Here is a 17,826-nt window from a genome sequence, read left to right on the forward strand (position 1 = left end):
ACAGAGCCGCGTTTTCCGCGTCTTTGCAAGCATTAAGCCCGACGGCGGCGGCTCACCGTTTCGCTGTAGGAGAACCTTGAGGAGGCCTACCGAGAGTTCGGATCGCCGTGCAGGGGACCCCGCTCCTCGTCCGTGGTGTTGACCTGGCCATCGATAAGCTCCTCGCGAATGGCATCCGCCGGGTCGTCGGCAGGGGCTTCCACGCTGCCAACGTCCCCATAGTCCCCCTCCGCGTACTGCCCGCCCTCGCCCTCCATCCCCGGCGCTGAACTACCTTTCCGGGACTCCTCACCGGGGATTTCCTGGTTCTCAGTCATGGCGCACCTCTCCTTTGAGTTCCGCGTCCAGGGGGGCGCATTTTGGAGTCTACCCAGCGGCCCGCCGGCAAAACAGGGGTGGTTTTTTGGCGGCACCGGCGCCCGCCGGAGGCGCAGCCACGTCAGGCTTCGAGCCCCACCAGCTTCGCCAGCACGGCCAGATGATGCTCAAAGAGTTCATCACGCGCACTGAAGGTGTCCGCTCCGTACTGGCCAAAAACCTCGAAGCTCACCGTTCCAAAGAGTGACGTCCACACGAGGGCACCGTTCGCCAGCAGCCCCTCCGGGACGGCAAGCCCCAGTTCGTTTCGGATGGTTTCCAGGTCAGGAGACAAAGCGGAAGGCACGACGGCGGTGGGCGCCGCCGTCATCAGCCCACCCGCGCGGTAGGCGGCCTCGAGAATGCCGATCAGGCTGTAAACCACGCGGGTTCCTGACGTGGTGGTTCGCCCGGCCGGTGCCTGGTAACCGGGCACCGGACTGCCGAACAGCAGCCCGTAGCGGGCCGGCTCACGCAACGCCCAGTCCCGGACGGCCCGGCCCAGGGCCTTGAAGCGCCCGGCATGGTCCCGCGGGGGCACCGCTTCCACCGCCATATCGACGGCGTCGCCAAGTTCATCGTAGGCATCCACCAGCAGGAGGGTGAGGAGTTCGTCGCGGTTGGCCACGTAGCGGTAGACGGCAGAGGAGACCACGCCCAGGTCCCTGGCGACGGCGCGCAGGGACAGTGCTGCCGCGCCATGGCTGGCCAGATGCTCCCTGCCCAGCCGGACAATGTCCGCAACAGTCTGGGCCCGCGCGCGTTCCCGCGGCGTCCTGGGCATGGTTTGCATCTCTGCTGCAGCGTCACTCATGGATCCAAGCATCGCACAAGGCAGAGCACTGTCAACAAATGAGAGCACCGCTCTTGACAAGGCGTACCGAGTGGATGCAGGCTTATGCGAGAGCAGTGCTCTCAAAGCCCATACCTTGAAGGAGAAGTCATGAGCAATGTCTACGTTGTCACCGGGGCCGGCCCGGTAGGCTGGACGGTGGCTGAACAGCTCGCCGAGCAGGGGAAGAAGGTCAGGATCCTTACCCGCTCGGGCACCGGACCTGAGCATCCCCTCGTGGAGCGCGTCAAGGCAGATGTCCAGGATGCCGCACAGGTGCAGGGCGCCTTTGCGGGTGCCGTCGCCGTCTTTCATTGTGTTCACGGCTCTTCTTACACCGTTGACGCGTGGCAAGCCGAACTGCCCCGGGCCGAGCAAACGGTGCTTGCGGCGGCAGGCGAGGCGGGCGCCGTCGTCGTCTTTCCCGAAAGCCTGTACTCGTACTCCGAACCCGAGCGCCCGATGACCGAGGCAGGTCCGCGGACCGCCCAAGGCGGCAAGCGAGGCGTGCGGACGCAACTGTTGAAGGCGCGGGATGCCTCACCAACGAACACCGTCAGCGTAGTGGCCGGCGACTTTTTCGGACCGCGCGTCAGGACCTCCCACGCCGGTGAGCGAATGGTCCCCGCTGTTCTGGCGGGCAAGAGGATTTGGGTGATCGGGAGCACCAGCCAGCCCCATTCGTTCACCTACGTCCCGGACCTGGCCGCGGCGATGATCCATGCCGCGCAGACGCCTTTGCTGTGGAACCAGGTATGGCACGCCCCCACCTTGCCGGCAGTCACTCAGCGGCAACTGGCGACGGCCTTCACCGAGGCCGGCGGAGTGGAATCACCGAAGATGGTGGCGGTGCCGGGCTGGGCGCTCCGTGCTCTCGGTGTCTTCTCGAAGGATGTCCGCGAACTCGCCGAGATGCTCTACCAGTTCGAGAAGCCCTTCGTGATGGATTCGACGCCGAGCCAAACGGCCCTGGGCCTTCGCCCCACGCCACTTCCGGAGGCAGCCGCGGCCACGGTGGCCTGGTGGCGCGCGCAGAAGTGAAGTCCCAAACCGGGCCAGCCGCAACACGCCCCTGCAGTCCTAGCGGCGACCGGCGCCCTCGGGCTCAAGGGCGTCACTGCCACGCAGGCCGGCCGCGTCCAGTTCCGGCTTCCCCAGCCTGGACGGCCACCAGATGCGTGGACCGATGTCGTACGCCAGCGCCGGAACCAACAGCGAGCGCACCAGGACCGTGTCCAGGAGGACGCCGAAGGCCACAATGAACGCCAGTTGCACGAGGAACATGATGGGGATGACCCCCAGGGCAGCAAACGTTGCAGCGAGCACCACACCAGCCGAGGTGATCACTCCTCCGGTCACGCCAAGCCCGCGCAGGATGCCCGGCCTGGTCCCGTGCTTGAGGGACTCCTCCCGCACGCGGCTCATCAGGAAGATGTTGTAGTCCACGCCCAGAGCCACCAGGAACACAAAGCCGAACAGCGGCACGGTGGCGTCGGCGCCCGGGAAGCCCAGCAGGTTATTGAACACCAGGGCCGACACGCCCATCGCGGCCCCGTACGAAAGGACGACGGAGAGCACCAGCAGGACCGGCGCCAGTACCGAGCGAAGCAGCAGCATCAGGATGAACAGGATGACCACCAGCACGATGGGGATGATGATCACGAGGTCGCGCTGGGCGGTGGTGTTGGTGTCCAGGGCCGTTGCCGTCACGCCGCCAACCAGGGCGCCGTCGTCGACCGTTTTCACGTCCTCGCGCAATACCTTGACGGCCTCCTCGGCCTCGATGGAATCGGCGGCGAAGTTGAGCGTGGCGTTGATCAGCACTTTCCCTTCGCGGACGTCCGGCCCGCTGGGAGTGCCCGGGACACCTGGCTGGCCGGAAATGATCGGCACGCTTCCTTCAGCCAGGAGGTAGGCATCCCCCACTCCGTCGGCTGCCTTCACCTTCTCCAGCACCTCGTCAGCTCTGCCTTCGTCCGCCACCACGACGGCGGGGCTGCCGCTGCCGGCGTCAAAATGGCGCGCCAGCGCGTCCTGGCCGTCCACTGCGTTGGAGGCTGACAGGATGACGTCCGTTTGGGGCACGCCGTTGGCCTTCAGCTGCAGCACTCCGGCCGAAGCCACAAGCAGCAGCATGACTGACGCGATCCAGACCGTCCGTGGGCGCCGCGCCACCAGCGAACCGGTGGCCCGCCAAATACCCTTCTGCCCCTCCAAGCCGGTGACCAGGTCAGGCTCGCGCTCGCCGGCCGGGACCAGCTTGGGACGGAACGGCCAGAATGCGGCCCTGCCCAGGAGGGCCATGATTGCAGGCAGCAGGGTCAGGGCGGCGAAGAGTGAGCAGAGAATGCCAGCCGCGGCCACGGGGCCAAGTGCCTTGTTGGAATTCAGGTCCGAGAAGAGCAGGCAGAGCAGTGCGATGATCACTGTGGCGCCGGAGGCCAGGATCGGTTCGAAGGACGCTTTCCAAGCGGTCAGGACGGCGGCAGTCCTGTTGGTGGTGTGGGTCAGCGCTTCCCGGAAACGTGCCACGTAGAGCAGGGCGTAATCGGTGGCGGCGCCGATCACCAGGATGGACAGGATGCCCTGGCTTTGGCCGTTGAGCTGGATCCAGCCGAGCTTTGCCATGCCAAACACCAGCAGGATGGCGGCGCACAGGGCGAAGACGGAGGTCAGCAGCACCGCGACAGGGAGGAGGAGCGAACGGTAGACGATCAGCAGGATGACAAAGACAGCCCCCAGTGCCACCAGCAGGAGGATTCCGTCAATGCCCGCGAAAGCACTGACCAGGTCGGCGGTCAACCCAGCGGGCCCCGTGACGAAAGTCTGCATGCCCACAGGCGCGGCGTCCGCGAGGAAGTCCCGCAGCTCCAGAACCGATTCCTTGACCTCGTCGGAGGACCCGATCGGGGCGATGAACTGCACGGCCTCGCCATCCTCCGACGGGATGGGCCCGATCACCGCACTCCCCAGCTCCAACTCCTCCAGCCCGGTCTTCAGGGACGCCAGCTGGCCAAGTTCTGCGGGGCTGATGGCGGCGCCGTTCTCAATGACGATGACCGCCGGGATCTCGTCCGAGTCGCGGAACTTCGCTCGCCAGTCCTGCGCGGCGGTGGCCTCGGCGCCGGCGGGAAGGAAGGAGGCCTGGTCATTCGAGGAGACTTCGTCGAGCCGGCCGAACGTGGGGCCGCCCACCCCGGCGATGGCCAGCCACGTGAGCACCAGCAGCACCGGGATGAGCCAGCGCAGCCAGAACGGGACCCGCGCACTGTGTTGGGGACTGGATTTCATGATTCCTTCTGGGCTGGGGGACGGAAGAGTACAATTGATTCCATCATAGAGTATCTCCACCATGGAGAGATATAACACCGGAGATATAGGCCTGGAGATATAGCCCTGGGAAATACGGCCCTGGAGCAGTTCTCCGGCGGACTCCGCTCATCGGGCTGCGCTGCAGTAATATCCGTCAGGGCATCAAGCGGCGAGCGAAGGAGGCGGAACATGGCAGACGAAGCATTCCAGCGCCCCACAAATGCTGGCCCCCAGTCACTGGTTCGCCTGCTTCAGGACTTCACCCTTGAGGCCAACCGCTATGTGGATACGGCGGGCGGACGGAACGACATGCACCGCACGGACCTCAATGCCCTCGCCGTCATCATGCGCCACACTGCCAAGGGCACCGTGGTCACCCCCGGCATTCTCCGCAAGGAACTCAACCTGAGTTCACCGGCAACCACCGCGCTGATCGACCGGCTGGACCAGTCCGGACACGTCGTCCGGGAACGGCTCGGCTCAGACCGGCGGCAGGTCCAGCTCCGCATGACGCCCAAGGCGTTCCAGGACGGCGGAGCCATGTTCATGCCGCTCTCGCGCCACATGGGCACAGCCATGGCCGAGTTCTCGCCCGAAGAGCTGGAGCTCGTGACCCGTTTTATGACCGCGATGGTGGAGGCCACTATCGCAGCCCGCCAGGAAGCGTCCAACGGCGGCCCGGCCCAGTCTCCCCCGCCTCGCCCAACTGAGTAGCAGCAGATGTCGTTATGAGGGCTCAAAACGACATCTGCTGCTACTTAGTTGGGTGAAGGCACGAGGGCGGTTCCTCCCATTCGAGCTACCGCGGCGGTAGCGTTTGGTTATGAGTGCGCAGCAGCCTGAAGACGACGTGTACACCCACGGCCACCACGAGTCGGTGGTCCGCGCCCATGCGTCCAGGACGGCGGAAAATTCAGCGGCCTTTGTCCTTCCGCACCTCACCCCCGGAACTTCAGTACTCGACGTCGGCTGCGGCCCCGGGAGCATCACCTGCGACTTCGCAGACCTGGTGGCACCGGGAAAGGTCACTGGCCTGGACCGGGCACCGGACATCATCACCCAGGCTTCGGCGCTGGCCGCTGAACGCGGGGTGGCAAATGTGGAGTTCCTGGCCGGGAACATCTACGACCTCGATTTCGAGGACGAGACGTTCGACGTCGTTCACGCCCACCAGGTGCTGCAGCACCTCACCGACCCCGTGGAGGCCCTGCGCGAAATGCGCCGGGTCGCCAAGCCGGGCGGGATCGTGGCAGTGCGCGACGCCGACTTCCACGGCATGAGCTGGTACCCCGCCTTCCCGGAACTGGACGAATGGATGGAGCTGTACCAACGCATCGCCCGCCGCAACGGGGCCGAGCCCGACGCCGGACGCCGGCTGGTTTCGTGGGCACAGTCCGCCGGCTTCACCGATGTTGCGCCCACCAGCAGCAACTGGCTCTACGCTACCGGTCAACAGCGAAGGTGGCAGGCCCGCGTCTGGGGCGAGCGCGTGCTGCATTCAGCGTTCGCGGAACAGGCGTTGGAGTATGGATTTGCCAACGCCGCGGACCTGGCCAGGATTTCGGCGGGCTGGCACCGCTGGGGATCCACCGACGACGGCTGGTTCCTGATCCCGAACGGCGAGGTCATCGCCCGGGCGTAGGACCATGGGCTGTCGTTGTCCGCATGCGGCGCTTAACCTGTTCCGGCCACCACGAGCCGCCAATACAGCCCGTGACAGCCCTGTGCTGAACCGGCACTAAACTTGGGAGGTGCAATTCTCCCTTTGGCTCGCCCTCGCGGGTGCCGGCGTCCTGGTCAGCTTCACACCGGGAGCCGGTGCGATCAACACCATGAGCAACTCCCTGACGTCAGGGTTCCGCCGTTCCATCTGGGGGATCCTGGGCCAGCAGGCAGCCCTGGTCATCCACGTGATGGTGGTTGCACTCGGAGTGGGCGTCCTGGTGGCGAGTTCCCCCGTCGCCTTCAACGTGATCCGCTACGCCGGAGCGGCCTACCTGGTGTACCTGGGCATCCGCCAGTTCCTGAGCAAACCCCAACCCGACCAGGAGGCTGCCGAGTCGCTCCGGAACGAGCCCGCGGGGTCCATGTTCCGGCGCGGTCTGTGGGTCAACCTGCTGAACCCCAAGGCCATCGTCTTTTTCCTTGCATTCATGCCGCAGTTCATCCGGCCCGAACAGCCGCTGCTCCCGCAGTATCTCGTGTTGACGGCGACCGTCGTAGTCATTGACATCCTCGTCATGTGGTTCTTCTTCGCCACTGCTGCCAAGTCGTTCCAGCGATTTACCCACACCGCCCGCGGACAGCAGATCCTCAACCGGATCTTTGGCATTTTGTTCGTGGCCGTGGGCATTCTCCTCGCCCTGATCCACTGACCAACCGCTTGATTGTGGTTCAAAAGAAGCACACTGCAACCGCATCGTGACCATTTATGCAATTCTCTTTACGAATCCGTGAAACATGCCGAAAACCGGCTAGCCAAGAGCGGCGGTATCCCGCATGCTTAGCACCATGAACTCATCGTCGAGCCCATACCGGATCATTGCCGTCTGCACCGGGAACATTTGCCGGTCCCCCATGGCCGAGCTGATGCTGGCTGCGGCGCTTGAAGCGTCCGGGCTTGACGGCGAGGTGACGGTGGACTCTGCAGGGACCACAGGCTATGAGGCCGGGCGCCCCATCGATCCGAGGGCAGCCCGCCGGCTCGCAGCCACGAAGCTCACCTCCGACCGGCACATTGCCCGCGAGTGGCAGGCGGGCTGGTTCGGCGAACGGGACCTGATCCTCGCCCTGGACATCGACCACTACGCCTGGCTGCGCGAAAACGCTCCGGACCAGGAATCCATGGATAAAGTGCGGATGCTGCGCAGCTTCGATCCGAAAGTAGCCAGCAAAGACCTGCTGGACCAGGGCATCGAGGACCCCTGGTACGGCGGCCAGGCTGACTTCGACGTCGTGTGGCACCAGATCCAGACCGCCCTGCCGGGGATCATTGAGCACGTCCGGTCCGTCATCCGGAGCCGCGACCGGAGCAGGCAGCAGGAGCAGCAGGTACGCTCTATTTCATGACCCCCGCACCTGTGATCATCGCCGTCGACGGGCGATCCGGCGCAGGGAAAACCACACTAGCCATCGAACTGGCCGCGCGGCTCCGGAACCACCACAAGGTCTCGCTCTTCCACCTGGAGGACATCTACCCCGGCTGGAACGGCCTCGCAGCCGGTATCGAGCGCTATGTCTCCACGGTCCTCACCCCCCTGAGCCGCGGCGACCGCGCCACGTGGACAAGCTGGGACTGGGAAAAACATTACGACGGCGACACCCGTGTCACGCTGCCCGCCGAGATCGTCATCATCGAGGGAGTCGGCTCCGCGGCAGCCGAAGCCCGCCTCATGCTGGATGCCGTTGTCTGGGCTGATTCGCCGGACGATGTCCGCCGGACCCGGGCGCTGGACCGTGACGGAGGAACGTACGAGCCGTTCTGGGATCAGTGGGCGGCCCAGGAAGACGCCTGGCTTGCTGGCGACGACGTCCCGGCCCACGCAGACATCCGCGTCCTGAACGAGGCAGACGACTCCGCGCCCACCGATGTCCTGCAGCTCCTGCCCTACCTCCCCTCGCTGGCAACCGTGCTGATCCCCGAACTGTCCGCAAGGCGCGGCCTGAGGCTCCGCACGGAACGGCTGGACTGCCGGCCAGACGCGGCCGCGCTGTTCGCGGACTTGTACGGCAGCTCGCGCAACGCGGTATGGCTGGACTCCTCGAACGCCCCGTCCGCCCCGCCGTTTGGGCCTTCCCCGGCAGCGGAGCGCAGCCGCTTCAGTATCCTGGCGGACGACGGCGGCATGTTCGGCCAGGTGGTCACGCACCGGTCAGGCGAGAGCCTCATCGCCGCAGGCAGCGCCACCGCACGCGTGCCGGGCCCGTTCTTCCGCTGGCTGGACACGGTTTGGGGCCGCCGGGCGGTCCGCACCCCGGACGATTATCCCGGTGACTTTGCGCTCGGCTGGCTGGGATGCCTGGGCTACGAACTCAAGCGCGAGACGGGCGGCACGGATGTTGCCGCTCCAACCCCGGATGCCGCCCTGATCTTCGCCGGAAGGGCTGTTGTCCTGGACCACGCCGAGGGCACAGTTTGGCTGCTCGCCCTCGAATCATCGGATGCAGGCAGCTGGCTCGCATCGGCACGCGCCGCCGTGTCCACGGCGGCTCCGGCAGCAGCGCCGGAAGCAGCCCGCGACGACGCCGGGATGACGGACCGCGCAGGCGGCAGCAACGCCGTCGTCCGTCCACCGGTGTTCAGCAGCCGCGACACCGAACTCGACTACAAACACAAAATTGCGGCCGCCCAGCACGAGATCGGGGAAGGAAACTCCTACGAGGTCTGCCTCACCACCACGCTCACGGCACAGGTGCCTGCGGCTGAGGCTGCGCCCTGGGCCACCTACCTGGCCCTGCGCCGCAGGAACCCCGCCCCCTTCGCCAGCTACTTGCGGTTTGGCGGGTTGACCGTGGCCAGCACGTCGCCGGAACGGTTCCTGAAGATAGCTTCCGACGGCGGCATGCGGGCCGAGCCGATCAAGGGCACCCGCCGCCGGGCATCAGATCCCGCGCGGGACGCGCAGCTGCGCCGCGACCTGGAAACCTCACTCAAGGACCGGGCAGAGAACATCATGATCGTGGACCTGCTGCGGAACGACCTCAGCCACTTCGCCGAACCCGGGTCCGTCACGGTCAGCAGGCTGTGCGCGATCGAAAGCTACGCCACCGTGCACCAAATGGTCAGCACTATCGACGCCCAGCTGCTGCCTGGATCGCCGCGGGCCGAAGCGGTGGCGGCGTGCTTCCCGGCGGGGTCGATGACCGGCGCCCCGAAGATCAGCACCATGGCCATCCTCGACCGGTTGGAGCAGGGGCCGCGGGGCCTGTATTCCGGGGCCATCGGCTACTTTTCGCTGAACGGCGCCACGGACCTGGCCGTTGCCATCCGCACCTTGGTGATCAATTCCGCCGCCGGGGACGGCAGCGGTGATGCGGCAACGGCGGAACTGACTCTCGGCGTCGGCGGTGCCATCACCTCGGACTCCGTTCCGGACGAGGAGTACGACGAAATCCGGGTTAAGGCCTTCGGTGTGCTGTCCGCGCTGGGCGCCGACTTCCCCGATTCCTGAACCTGGGGTTACTGGACAGTTGCGGTCAGCCTGGCGACGTTATCGATGTAGCGGGCGGCGAGCGGCCGGTTCAGCCAGTCCTCGAGCCTGAGCTCATGGGAGATGTCGCGGTAGGTGTCCTCCACCGCGCGCATCTCATTGACGATTTCCGCGCCCAGGAGCATCACGGACACTTCCATGTTCAGCGAGAACGAACGCATGTCCATGTTGCTCGAGCCCAGGACCGCCACTTCGTCGTCGATCGTGAAGTGCTTGGCGTGGAGCACAAAAGGAGCCCTGTAGAGGTAGATCTTCACTCCAGCTTCCAGCAACGCCTCATAGTAGGACTGCTGCGCGTGGTGCACCAGGAACTGGTCCCCCTTCTCGGAGACGAACAGTTCCACGTCCACGCCCCGCTGCGCCGCCGTCGTGATGGCGTAAAGCAGCGAGTCGTCGGGCACGAAGTAGGGGCTGCAGATGGAGATCCGGTGCTGGGCGGAGTAGATCAGCGTGGTGAACAGCCGCAGGTTGTTTTCGGTGATGAACCCCGGCCCGCTAGGAACCACCTGTGCGGTGACGTTTCCGGGAGCCGGGTTGGCCGGAAGCTGCAGCTGGTGTTCCAGGGACTCGTCGGTTTCGCTGAGCCAGTCGGTGGCAAAGACCACGTTGAGCGTGGTGACGATGGGACCGCGCAGGCAGGCCATCAGCTCCACCCATTCGCGGCCCGCCTTGCGGTGCTTGGGGTTGTTGTAGGAGGGCTCGATCAGGTTCTGCGAGCCAGTGAAGGCGAGTTCGCCGTCGATCACCATGATCTTGCGGTGGTTGCGCAGGTCCGGCCGGCGCCACTGACCGTGGATGGGCAACAGCGGGAGCATGCGCTTCCACTGGATTTTTCCTGCCCGAAGCCGTTTGAGCAGCTTGCGGTAGCCCTTGATCCGCAGGGTGCCGATGTGGTCGAAAAGCACCCGGACTTCAACGCCCCGCTCAGCAGCTTCTTCCATCGCGGTGAGCAGGTCATCGGTGATGTGGTCCGTGCTCATGATGTAGAACTCGGCGTTGATGAACTTTTTGGCTTTGCTCACCGCCTCGGTCATGGCCAGGATCGAGTCCGGATAGCCGGGAATGAGGTCCACCGAGTTGCCGTCCACCATGGGAAGGGAGCCCAGCCTGCGGTTCAGCTCTCCGGCGGAGGTGACCCATTCCGGTCCCGGGTATTCACTTTCGACGTCGGCGAGCGCGGAGATGCCCGAACGCACCCTGGCGTTGACGGTCTCCTGCTGTTCGCGGCGGCGGCTGGAGAGCTTGAAGTTGCCGAACAGTAGGAACAGGACCAGTCCCACGAAGGGGACAAAGAAGATGACAAGCAGCCAGGCCATGGCGGTGGTGGGACGCCGGTTGCCGGGGATGATGCCCAGGGCCGCCACCCGGATCACCAGGTCGGCGGCGGCCAGCAGCAGGGTCAGCCAACCCGGCACGGTGCCGGCAAGGGAAAACGGCCACAACACTTCAGAACCCCCGGACTGTGTGCGCCCTCCGGACGGGTTCCGGCCAGGGCGATGACCACAGCTTAGCCGCGGGCAGCCGGACTAAGCTGGAGCCATGACTTCTCCTGCTTCCGTGGTGCTCGTTTTCCTGGATTCCGAGTTCCCTGCCGGCCGGCTGGCCGACGCCTCACAGCCCCAACTGATGGCCACTGACCAGGGGGCAACGCGCGGTGACGGTGTTTTCGAGACCATGCTGGCCGTGGGCGGAGCAGTGCGGAAGCTCCAAGCGCATTTGAACCGGCTGGAAGGTTCGGCGGAGGCACTGGACCTGGTGATTCCAGGCCAGGACCAATGGCGCGCGGCCATCGGAACAGCCGTGGAGGAACACCGGACCCAGCATCCCGCATCCTCACCGGCGGAGGACGAACTCGTGGTGAAGCTGGTGGTGACGCGCGGAGTGGAGGGCGCCGCCACTCCCACATGCTGGGTCCAGGTGTCCCCCGTAGGCGCCGCCAGCCGCCGCCAGCGCGAAACCGGAATCGACGTCATCCTGCTGGACCGCGGTTATGACAGTGGCGTTGCCGAACGCGCGCCATGGCTGCTGATGGGCGCCAAAACCCTGTCCTACGCGGTGAACATGGCGGCGTTGCGGCATGCCCACAAACTGGGCGCCGACGACGTCATCTTCACGTCCTCCGACGGACGCGTCCTGGAGGGTCCCACTTCCACCGTGCTGCTCGCGCACGTGGAAACGTCCGACGACGGCGGCGCCGCAGGCAGCCGCACCATCAAGAGGCTCATCACGCCGCAACTGGACAGCGGCATTCTTGCCGGGACATCCCAGGGTGCGCTCTTCACCGCCGCCAAAGCCGCGGGGTGGGAACTTGGCTACGGCCCCTTGGAGCCGCAGGACCTCCTGGATGCCGATGCCGTCTGGCTCATTTCCAGCATCCGGCTGCTTGCTCCCGTGAACCACATTGACGGCAAGGAAATTGGAACGCCAGCCGTCCAGAAGCAGCTGACGGCCGAACTGAGCGAGCTGTTCGCCGGGATCCAATAGGCCTGCCTGCGTGCCTGCCTGCGTGCCTGTCTGCCTGCCAGGACGGCCGCGCACACTTTCAGGCGAGGGCTGCCCCGTGTTCCCGTGGGAGGCTCTGCCAGTACCTGTACCAGCAGGGCCTTCCACCCAGCTGCGCCAGAGGGTTTGCTGATTAAGTAGCGATATCTTCCACCCAACGAAGCGATCCCATACCCAACTTACGGAGAACAATGCTTACCGCTAATGCTTACGCTGCCCCGTCCGCAACGGGCGACCTCATCCCCACCACCATCGAACGCCGCGATGTCGGCGCCCATGACGTCCTGATCGAGATCAAGTTTGCCGGCATCTGCCACTCAGATATCCACACCGTCCGCGGCGACTGGGGACCCCAGCAGTACCCGCTGGCGCCCGGCCATGAAATCGCCGGCATCGTCACGGAGGTCGGTTCCGCCGTCACCAAGCACGCCGTGGGCGATCGGGTGGGCGTGGGCTGCATGGTCAACTCCTGCCGCGAATGCGTCAACTGCCAAAAGGGCGAGGAGCAGTACTGCCTCAACGGCATGACCGGCACGTACGGCGCCGTGGACCGCGACGGCACCATCACCCAGGGCGGCTACTCCACGCACGTGGTGGTGACCGAGGACTTCGTGGTCACCATCCCGGAAGGGATCGAGCTCGACGCCGCCGCTCCCCTGCTGTGCGCGGGCATCACTACGTACTCCCCGCTGCGGCACTGGGGCGCGGGCCCCGGTAAGAAGGTCGCCGTCGTCGGCCTTGGCGGCCTCGGCCACATGGCCGTCAAACTCGCGCATGCCATGGGCGCGGAGGTCACGGTGCTCTCCCAGTCGCTGAAAAAGCAGGAGGACGGGCTGAGGCTCGGCGCGGACCACTACTACGCCACAAGCGACGAAACCACGTTCACGGACCTGGCCAACACGTTCGACCTGATCATCAACACCGTCAGCGCACCGATCGACATCAGCGCCTACCTGCAGCTGCTGACCCTCGACGGCGCCCTGGTGAACGTGGGCGCTCCGGCCGAGCCGCTCCCGGTCAACGTCTTCTCACTGATCCTGGGACGGCGCTCCTTCGCCGGATCAGCGATCGGCGGCATCCGCGAGACCCAGGAAATGCTCGACTTCTGCGCCGAACACAACCTCGGCGCCGAGATCGAGGTCATCCCGGCGAGCAAGATCAACGACGCCTACGAACGCGTGCTGGCGTCCGACGTGCGCTACCGGTTCGTCATCGACACCTCAACGCGCTAACCCTCGGATGCGGCGGGGAGCCTTCGACTTTTTGCAGGTTCCCCCGCCGCGCCCGCGGAACCGGCCGCTGCCGGAAGCGGGGCGCAGCTCCCAACCGGGCGGGCACAACCCCCTTTTGGACCGGCCGCAGGAGCCGTAGGGTGTGGTCCATGACCTCCACCGAAGTGCCTGATGACAAATTGACGTTCGACGAGTGCTGGGAACTGCTGGCCGATGAGACCCTGGGGCGGATCGCCGTCATCGTGGACGACCATCCTGAGATCTTTCCGGTGAATTTCGTGCTGGACCGCCGGAGCCTCGTGTTCCGGACCTCCGGAGTTACCAAGCTTTGGGCAGCGCTGACGGAGAAGCCGGCAGCGCTGGAATGTGATGGTTATGACCCGCACACAGAAACAGCCTGGAGCGTGGTGGCCCGCGGCGACATTGAAGTGATCGAGGACCCGGAAGACAAGGCCGCCGTGGACAACCTCAACCTGGAGCCCTGGCACCCTGGCGCGAAGAACCACTACGTACGGCTCACACCGCGCGCCCTGACCGGGCGCCGTTTCAAGGTCAACAAACCGGACGTCTGGAACACAAGGCTGTCCGACCGCCGTCGCGCTTCATTCGAGTAGTACGACGGCGCGCTGCCGAGTTCATTGGCGCCGCAAGCTCATGGTGTTGCGGCGATTGCCCGGGAAAGTTGGGTCTCCAGCCCGGACAGCAGAATGGTGATCCCCTGATCGAGTTCCGCCTCGCCGTCGTAATCAGCCAAGACCGGCGCCAATGCCCGGAGCCGGGGGAAGTCCTTGGCCGGCAAGCGATGCAGCCCCAGCCGTAGGAGGGCTTCGTTTTCCTCCGGGTCCACGATGAACTCCTGGAGCTCGTTGAGGATGTGGCCGTAGAGGAAGCCGTAGTACGCCCGGTACACGTGCAAGGCATCCGTGGGCGTGAACCCGGCGTCGATCAGCAAGCCCAGGATCTGCTCCAATGGCCGCACGGTACCCAACGGCCGCAGGCCCAGGGGCGTGGAGAGCGGCCGTGTCACCAGCAGGGGAATAACGTTTGGGTGGCGGAGTGCCAGGAGCCGCAGGTCGTGGGCAATGCGGCGCAGCTGCGCCTTCCAGTCGGGATCGGCCGGGAAGATGGCGAGCTCATTGAGGACCATCTCGGACACCCCGTCCAGCAGGGCGGCGCGGTTCTCTGCGTAGCGGTAGAGGCTCATTGGATCGCGTTCCAGCACCTGCCCCAAGCGGCGCATCGTCAGCGAGTCGAGGCCCTCGGAATCCACGAGTTCCAAGGCCGCGGAGAGCACCAGTTCCCTGCTCAGGCGCGGCTTGGGGCTCGCCATTTCATTCTCCGGACTCTTCGGGGAGGGCATGGGATTCCATCCTGTGCGTTGTAGCGTCGGCTGGGATAGTAAAAATAAAGACGCTTGCCTAATACGTAGTCTACGCGTAAAGTCTACGTTGTAGAGCAAAATGTAGGCGCGGGTTTCAGACAAGGGACCGCGTTGCTGGCTGGACAGGCCAGCCAAATCAAACTCTTAGCCAGTCCGGACTCCGTCCTGGCACACGAATACCCCTGAATGCCCACGTGCACGGCGTTGAGGTTCGCGCTGCTGTAGCCGAACGGCGGCACCAACTGCACCTGGCGAAAGAGAAGCCGATCATGGCACATTCGCAGTTCGACAAATTCCTCCGCGAAGCTACAACGTGCGTCGGTGAACCTGATGTCACCCTTGCCCGCGATCCCCTGTATGGCCTTTACACCAGCTGGTGTTTCCTCAACCAGCAGACCCCCCGCGCCGAAACCACTTTCTGGGCTGCCATGTCCCGCCGGATCAACCCCGACCAAAACGGCCTGCGCATGAAGGGCCCGGCAGCAGCTGATTACATACTGACGAGTTACCCCGGCCTGGTCTAAGCCCATGGAGAAACCCTTCTGCACTTACCTGCCACGGGATTCTTTCCAGCCACGGGGCGGGCGGCCGTGGTGCGCAGACTGTGACACCGATTCCTACCTGGCGGTGGACTCGGTGGTGGTTCTCGATGCACGCAAGAACACTTTGGCGGCCGCCGTCAGCTGCTCGCAGTGCCGGGGCTCCCGCGTCCTGGCAACCACCTCTGAGCTCATGGCCGCCGTGCTGGCGAGGGCATCACACCAGGCTGCGACGTGAACAGCCTCACCGCCGAAACAGCCACCTGACAACGTCCATCCCGCCTAGATCCTGCGGTCCCGAAGAAGCGGGCGCAGGCGACCGGCTGGCTGGCAGCACTGGAAGGGCCGGGACCACCCGGCCCTTCCTGCGTTCCATTCCCGCACCGCCACCGCCCGTGACATGCTTGAGGAAAATGCACCGCGGGCGCGCATAGACGTGGCCCGGGCCTCGCCTCCACCGAAAGGCAGCATCATGGTCAACGACGCCACGGCCAACACGTTCCCGGCCCACGAGGACCGCACTGCCGTCATCCTCGGAGGTGCCCGCACCCCTTTCGGCCGTTTCCGCGGCAGCCTGTCTTCCCTCTCCTCCAGCGAACTGGGCGCACATGCGATCCGCCATGCGCTGGAACGCGCAGGTGTGGCGCCGGGGCAGGTACATGCGGTAATCGTGGGGCAGGTCATCCAGGCAGGAGCCGGCCAGGGACCGGCCCGGCAGGCAAGCCTGGGGGCAGGCATCGGCTGGGATGTCCCCACGGTCACCATCAACAAACTCTGCCTCTCCGGGCTGACCGCCGTGATCGACGCGGCACGGATGATCCGCGCCGGGGAGGCTGATTTCGTCGTGGCCGCCGGCCAGGAATCCATGACCAACGCCCCGCACCTGCTGCCCCGCCTGCGTACCGGCGTGGCCATCGGCGATACCCCGCTGGTCGATTCCCTGAACCACGACGCCCTCCAGGATCCCATCTCCGGAATCCTGCAGGGCGCCGCCACCGATGCCGGCAATGCCGAGCGCGGCATCAGCCGCGGGGAGCAGGACGAAGTTGCCGCCCGCTCCCACCAGAGGGCCGAAGCCGCGCGGAATGCGGGACTGCTCGCCGAAGAGATCGTTCCCCTGTATATCCCGCAGCGCCGCGGCCCTGCCGTCACCGTCGATGCCGATGAGGGGATCCGGCCGGGCACGACGGCGGAGGCCCTGGCGGCGCTTATGCCCGCCTTCTCCACGGCCGACTCAGCCACCATCACCGCAGGTTCCGCCTCTCCCCTCTCCGACGGCGCGGCCGCCGTCGTGGTGGCCAGCAAGGCGGCCGCCGAACGGGCGGGGCTCACCTGGATTGCCGAGATCGCCGCCCACGGGCAGACGGCCGGGCCGGACGGCTCTTTACATTCCCAGCCGTCCCGCGCCATCGAAAGAGCACTCCGCGCAGAAGGGATTTCGGTGGAGGACCTGGACTTGGTGGAAATCAACGAAGCGTTCGCCTCGGTGATCATCCAGTCAGCCCAGGACCTTGGCATTTCTGCGGAGAAGATCAACGCCGAGGGCGGGGCGATCGCGCTGGGCCACCCCGTCGGCGCCTCGGGGGCACGGCTGGTCCTGCACCAGGCCCTGGCGTTGAAACGGCGCGGCGGCGGCATCGGCGTCGTGGCCTTGTGCGGCGGCGGCGGCCAGGGCGAGGCCCTCATCCTCAGGGCCTGACGCCCGTCCCCACGGGCGTCGCCGCTGCTCAGGCCCCGGTACCCGCCAGTATTAGCAACGGCACCAGGCGCTCGGCACACGAGACCAGAACAAGCGTCCTGGGCCCCGCGCCGGCCCGGTTGTTAACCCCGGTGTCGTCGCACCAATCCAGGTTGTACGGGTGCGCCCCCACTGCCGCCTTGCCGGGAGCCGCGCCCGGCGGGACGGTGAACACAAAAGTAAACGCGCCGTCGTCGCTCATGGGTGCGAGTTCCTCCAGCATCAGCGATCCAAAGGCGTCCCGCACCGTCACCTGGACCTGCGCGTTCTGCCCGTAGCGCGCATCGCAGTTGGTGTCCTGCGCGCTGACCGTAACCTGCTCACCGGGTTTGGCTTCCGACGGCGTGACTGTGTACGCGGGCGGCATGCAGGGCGGCGGCGCGAAGACGTCCCGGCAACCACTCAACCCCGTGGCCACCGTGGCCAGTACGAGGAATGCAGCGGCAGTCCTCAAACGCGCGAATACAGCCAGTCCCCGCCCAGATTTCCCCATGGACTGATTGTCCCGTCCGGGTGACGGCCGCGGAAGCACGTGTTGGTTACGGAACATGACGACGGCGGCGGTGCGGCCAGGCGGGCCAAGTGTTACGTTTTTGAGGAGTAATGAGAACCGGCGCCAAGCCCTGACTGGCCGGTCGGCAACCCTCCCTTTCGCGGCGGGGTGCCTCAGGTGAATACTCGGCATATCGACATTCGAGTTGCAAGCGTGAGAGAAGGAGATCC

The 17,826-nt window shown here is 65.7% G+C and carries 18 protein-coding genes and 1 riboswitch; of the genes, 12 read left to right on the plus strand and 6 right to left on the minus strand.

All coding sequences use genetic code 11. From position 1 onward, the window contains the following. Positions 1-86: 86 nt before the first annotated feature. Together V9L18_RS12100 and V9L18_RS12105 are read right to left on the minus strand one after the other, a co-directional pair. A complete protein-coding gene (locus tag V9L18_RS12100; protein ID WP_337347419.1) occupies positions 87-317 on the minus strand; it encodes a hypothetical protein in 231 nt (76 codons plus the stop codon). Between the two features lie 122 nt (positions 318-439). Beyond that, complete coding sequence (locus tag V9L18_RS12105) at positions 440-1,171, minus strand: TetR/AcrR family transcriptional regulator (protein ID WP_337347420.1); 732 nt, start codon at positions 1,169-1,171, stop codon at positions 440-442. A 129-nt stretch (positions 1,172-1,300) separates the two neighbouring features. Here V9L18_RS12105 and V9L18_RS12110 point away from each other — a divergent pair, with 129 nt between their 5' ends. Then, positions 1,301-2,230 (plus strand): NAD-dependent epimerase/dehydratase family protein, encoded by a 930-nt coding sequence (locus V9L18_RS12110; RefSeq protein WP_337347421.1) that lies wholly within the window; start codon positions 1,301-1,303, stop codon positions 2,228-2,230. A gap of 39 nt (positions 2,231-2,269) precedes the next feature. On the opposite strand, the gene V9L18_RS12115 is transcribed toward V9L18_RS12110, so the two are convergent. After that, entirely contained in the window at positions 2,270-4,480 is a 2,211-nt protein-coding gene (locus V9L18_RS12115) for an MMPL family transporter (RefSeq protein WP_337347422.1), read from the minus strand. Between the two features lie 210 nt (positions 4,481-4,690). Here V9L18_RS12115 and V9L18_RS12120 point away from each other — a divergent pair, with 210 nt between their 5' ends. From V9L18_RS12120 to V9L18_RS12140, 5 genes are all read left to right on the plus strand, one after another. After that, entirely contained in the window at positions 4,691-5,215 is a 525-nt protein-coding gene (locus V9L18_RS12120; protein WP_337347423.1) for a MarR family winged helix-turn-helix transcriptional regulator, read from the plus strand. A 109-nt stretch (positions 5,216-5,324) separates the two neighbouring features. Further along, entirely contained in the window at positions 5,325-6,143 is an 819-nt protein-coding gene (locus tag V9L18_RS12125; RefSeq protein WP_337347424.1) for a methyltransferase domain-containing protein, read from the plus strand. 109 nt (positions 6,144-6,252) lie between these two features. Continuing rightward, on the plus strand, positions 6,253-6,876 hold the full coding sequence (locus V9L18_RS12130; RefSeq protein ID WP_337347425.1) for a LysE family transporter: 624 nt from the start codon (positions 6,253-6,255) through the stop codon (positions 6,874-6,876). Positions 6,877-7,012: 136 nt separating this feature from the next. Next, entirely contained in the window at positions 7,013-7,570 is a 558-nt protein-coding gene (locus tag V9L18_RS12135) for a low molecular weight protein-tyrosine-phosphatase (protein ID WP_337347426.1), read from the plus strand. After that, positions 7,567-9,672 (plus strand): chorismate-binding protein, encoded by a 2,106-nt coding sequence (locus V9L18_RS12140; RefSeq protein WP_337347427.1) that lies wholly within the window; start codon positions 7,567-7,569, stop codon positions 9,670-9,672. Before V9L18_RS12135 ends, V9L18_RS12140 begins: the two co-directional genes overlap by 4 nt. 8 nt (positions 9,673-9,680) lie before the next feature. Here V9L18_RS12140 and cls read toward each other — a convergent pair whose 3' ends face one another. Continuing rightward, the gene (gene cls, locus V9L18_RS12145) at positions 9,681-11,156 is read right to left on the minus strand and encodes a cardiolipin synthase (RefSeq protein WP_376046801.1); all 1,476 of its coding nucleotides are present in this window, start codon (positions 11,154-11,156) and stop codon (positions 9,681-9,683) included. 94 nt (positions 11,157-11,250) lie between these two features. Here cls and V9L18_RS12150 point away from each other — a divergent pair, with 94 nt between their 5' ends. The 3 genes from V9L18_RS12150 to V9L18_RS12160 all read left to right on the plus strand — a co-directional run bounded on the left by V9L18_RS12150 (position 11,251) and on the right by V9L18_RS12160 (position 14,059). Further along, positions 11,251-12,195 (plus strand): aminodeoxychorismate lyase, encoded by a 945-nt coding sequence (locus tag V9L18_RS12150; RefSeq protein WP_337347428.1) that lies wholly within the window; start codon positions 11,251-11,253, stop codon positions 12,193-12,195. A 209-nt stretch (positions 12,196-12,404) separates the two neighbouring features. Beyond that, positions 12,405-13,445, plus strand: coding sequence for an NAD(P)-dependent alcohol dehydrogenase (locus V9L18_RS12155; protein WP_337347429.1), 1,041 nt, complete (start codon positions 12,405-12,407; stop codon positions 13,443-13,445). 149 nt (positions 13,446-13,594) lie between these two features. After that, a complete protein-coding gene (locus tag V9L18_RS12160; protein ID WP_337347430.1) occupies positions 13,595-14,059 on the plus strand; it encodes a pyridoxamine 5'-phosphate oxidase family protein in 465 nt (154 codons plus the stop codon). Positions 14,060-14,097: 38 nt separating this feature from the next. On the opposite strand, the gene V9L18_RS12165 is transcribed toward V9L18_RS12160, so the two are convergent. Beyond that, on the minus strand, positions 14,098-14,805 hold the full coding sequence (locus V9L18_RS12165; RefSeq protein ID WP_337347431.1) for a TetR/AcrR family transcriptional regulator C-terminal domain-containing protein: 708 nt from the start codon (positions 14,803-14,805) through the stop codon (positions 14,098-14,100). 290 nt (positions 14,806-15,095) lie between these two features. Here V9L18_RS12165 and V9L18_RS12170 point away from each other — a divergent pair, with 290 nt between their 5' ends. From V9L18_RS12170 to V9L18_RS12180, 3 genes are all read left to right on the plus strand, one after another. Next, positions 15,096-15,350, plus strand: a complete 255-nt coding sequence (locus V9L18_RS12170; protein ID WP_337347432.1) for a hypothetical protein — start codon at positions 15,096-15,098, stop codon at positions 15,348-15,350. 4 nt (positions 15,351-15,354) lie between these two features. After that, a complete protein-coding gene (locus V9L18_RS12175; RefSeq protein WP_337347433.1) occupies positions 15,355-15,603 on the plus strand; it encodes a hypothetical protein in 249 nt (82 codons plus the stop codon). Positions 15,604-15,837: 234 nt separating this feature from the next. Beyond that, entirely contained in the window at positions 15,838-17,064 is a 1,227-nt protein-coding gene (locus V9L18_RS12180) for an acetyl-CoA C-acyltransferase (RefSeq protein WP_337347434.1), read from the plus strand. Positions 17,065-17,092: 28 nt separating this feature from the next. On the opposite strand, the gene V9L18_RS12185 is transcribed toward V9L18_RS12180, so the two are convergent. After that, complete coding sequence (locus tag V9L18_RS12185; protein ID WP_337347435.1) at positions 17,093-17,596, minus strand: hypothetical protein; 504 nt, start codon at positions 17,594-17,596, stop codon at positions 17,093-17,095. A 106-nt stretch (positions 17,597-17,702) separates the two neighbouring features. Beyond that, positions 17,703-17,816, plus strand: a riboswitch (SAM riboswitch). The last annotated feature ends 10 nt before the right edge of the window (positions 17,817-17,826 follow it).

This window comes from Pseudarthrobacter sp. CCNWLW217 (assembly GCF_037203985.1).
GTDB lineage: Bacteria > Actinomycetota > Actinomycetes > Actinomycetales > Micrococcaceae > Arthrobacter.

Excerpts from the sequence above, each read along its gene's own strand:
- V9L18_RS12100 (WP_337347419.1), bottom strand. The coding sequence starts at position 317 with ATGACTGAGAACCAGGAAATCCCCGGTGAGGAGTCCCGGAAAGGTAGT.
- V9L18_RS12105 (WP_337347420.1), bottom strand. The coding sequence starts at position 1,171 with ATGAGTGACGCTGCAGCAGAGATGCAAACCATGCCCAGGACGCCGCGG.
- V9L18_RS12110 (WP_337347421.1), top strand. The coding sequence starts at position 1,301 with ATGAGCAATGTCTACGTTGTCACCGGGGCCGGCCCGGTAGGCTGGACG.
- V9L18_RS12115 (WP_337347422.1), bottom strand. The coding sequence starts at position 4,480 with ATGAAATCCAGTCCCCAACACAGTGCGCGGGTCCCGTTCTGGCTGCGC.
- V9L18_RS12120 (WP_337347423.1), top strand. The coding sequence starts at position 4,691 with ATGGCAGACGAAGCATTCCAGCGCCCCACAAATGCTGGCCCCCAGTCA.
- V9L18_RS12125 (WP_337347424.1), top strand. The coding sequence starts at position 5,325 with ATGAGTGCGCAGCAGCCTGAAGACGACGTGTACACCCACGGCCACCAC.
- V9L18_RS12135 (WP_337347426.1), top strand. The coding sequence starts at position 7,013 with ATGAACTCATCGTCGAGCCCATACCGGATCATTGCCGTCTGCACCGGG.
- V9L18_RS12140 (WP_337347427.1), top strand. The coding sequence starts at position 7,567 with ATGACCCCCGCACCTGTGATCATCGCCGTCGACGGGCGATCCGGCGCA.
- V9L18_RS12150 (WP_337347428.1), top strand. The coding sequence starts at position 11,251 with ATGACTTCTCCTGCTTCCGTGGTGCTCGTTTTCCTGGATTCCGAGTTC.
- V9L18_RS12155 (WP_337347429.1), top strand. The coding sequence starts at position 12,405 with ATGCTTACCGCTAATGCTTACGCTGCCCCGTCCGCAACGGGCGACCTC.
- V9L18_RS12160 (WP_337347430.1), top strand. The coding sequence starts at position 13,595 with ATGACCTCCACCGAAGTGCCTGATGACAAATTGACGTTCGACGAGTGC.
- V9L18_RS12165 (WP_337347431.1), bottom strand. The coding sequence starts at position 14,805 with ATGCCCTCCCCGAAGAGTCCGGAGAATGAAATGGCGAGCCCCAAGCCG.
- V9L18_RS12170 (WP_337347432.1), top strand. The coding sequence starts at position 15,096 with ATGGCACATTCGCAGTTCGACAAATTCCTCCGCGAAGCTACAACGTGC.
- V9L18_RS12175 (WP_337347433.1), top strand. The coding sequence starts at position 15,355 with ATGGAGAAACCCTTCTGCACTTACCTGCCACGGGATTCTTTCCAGCCA.
- V9L18_RS12180 (WP_337347434.1), top strand. The coding sequence starts at position 15,838 with ATGGTCAACGACGCCACGGCCAACACGTTCCCGGCCCACGAGGACCGC.
- V9L18_RS12185 (WP_337347435.1), bottom strand. The coding sequence starts at position 17,596 with ATGGGGAAATCTGGGCGGGGACTGGCTGTATTCGCGCGTTTGAGGACT.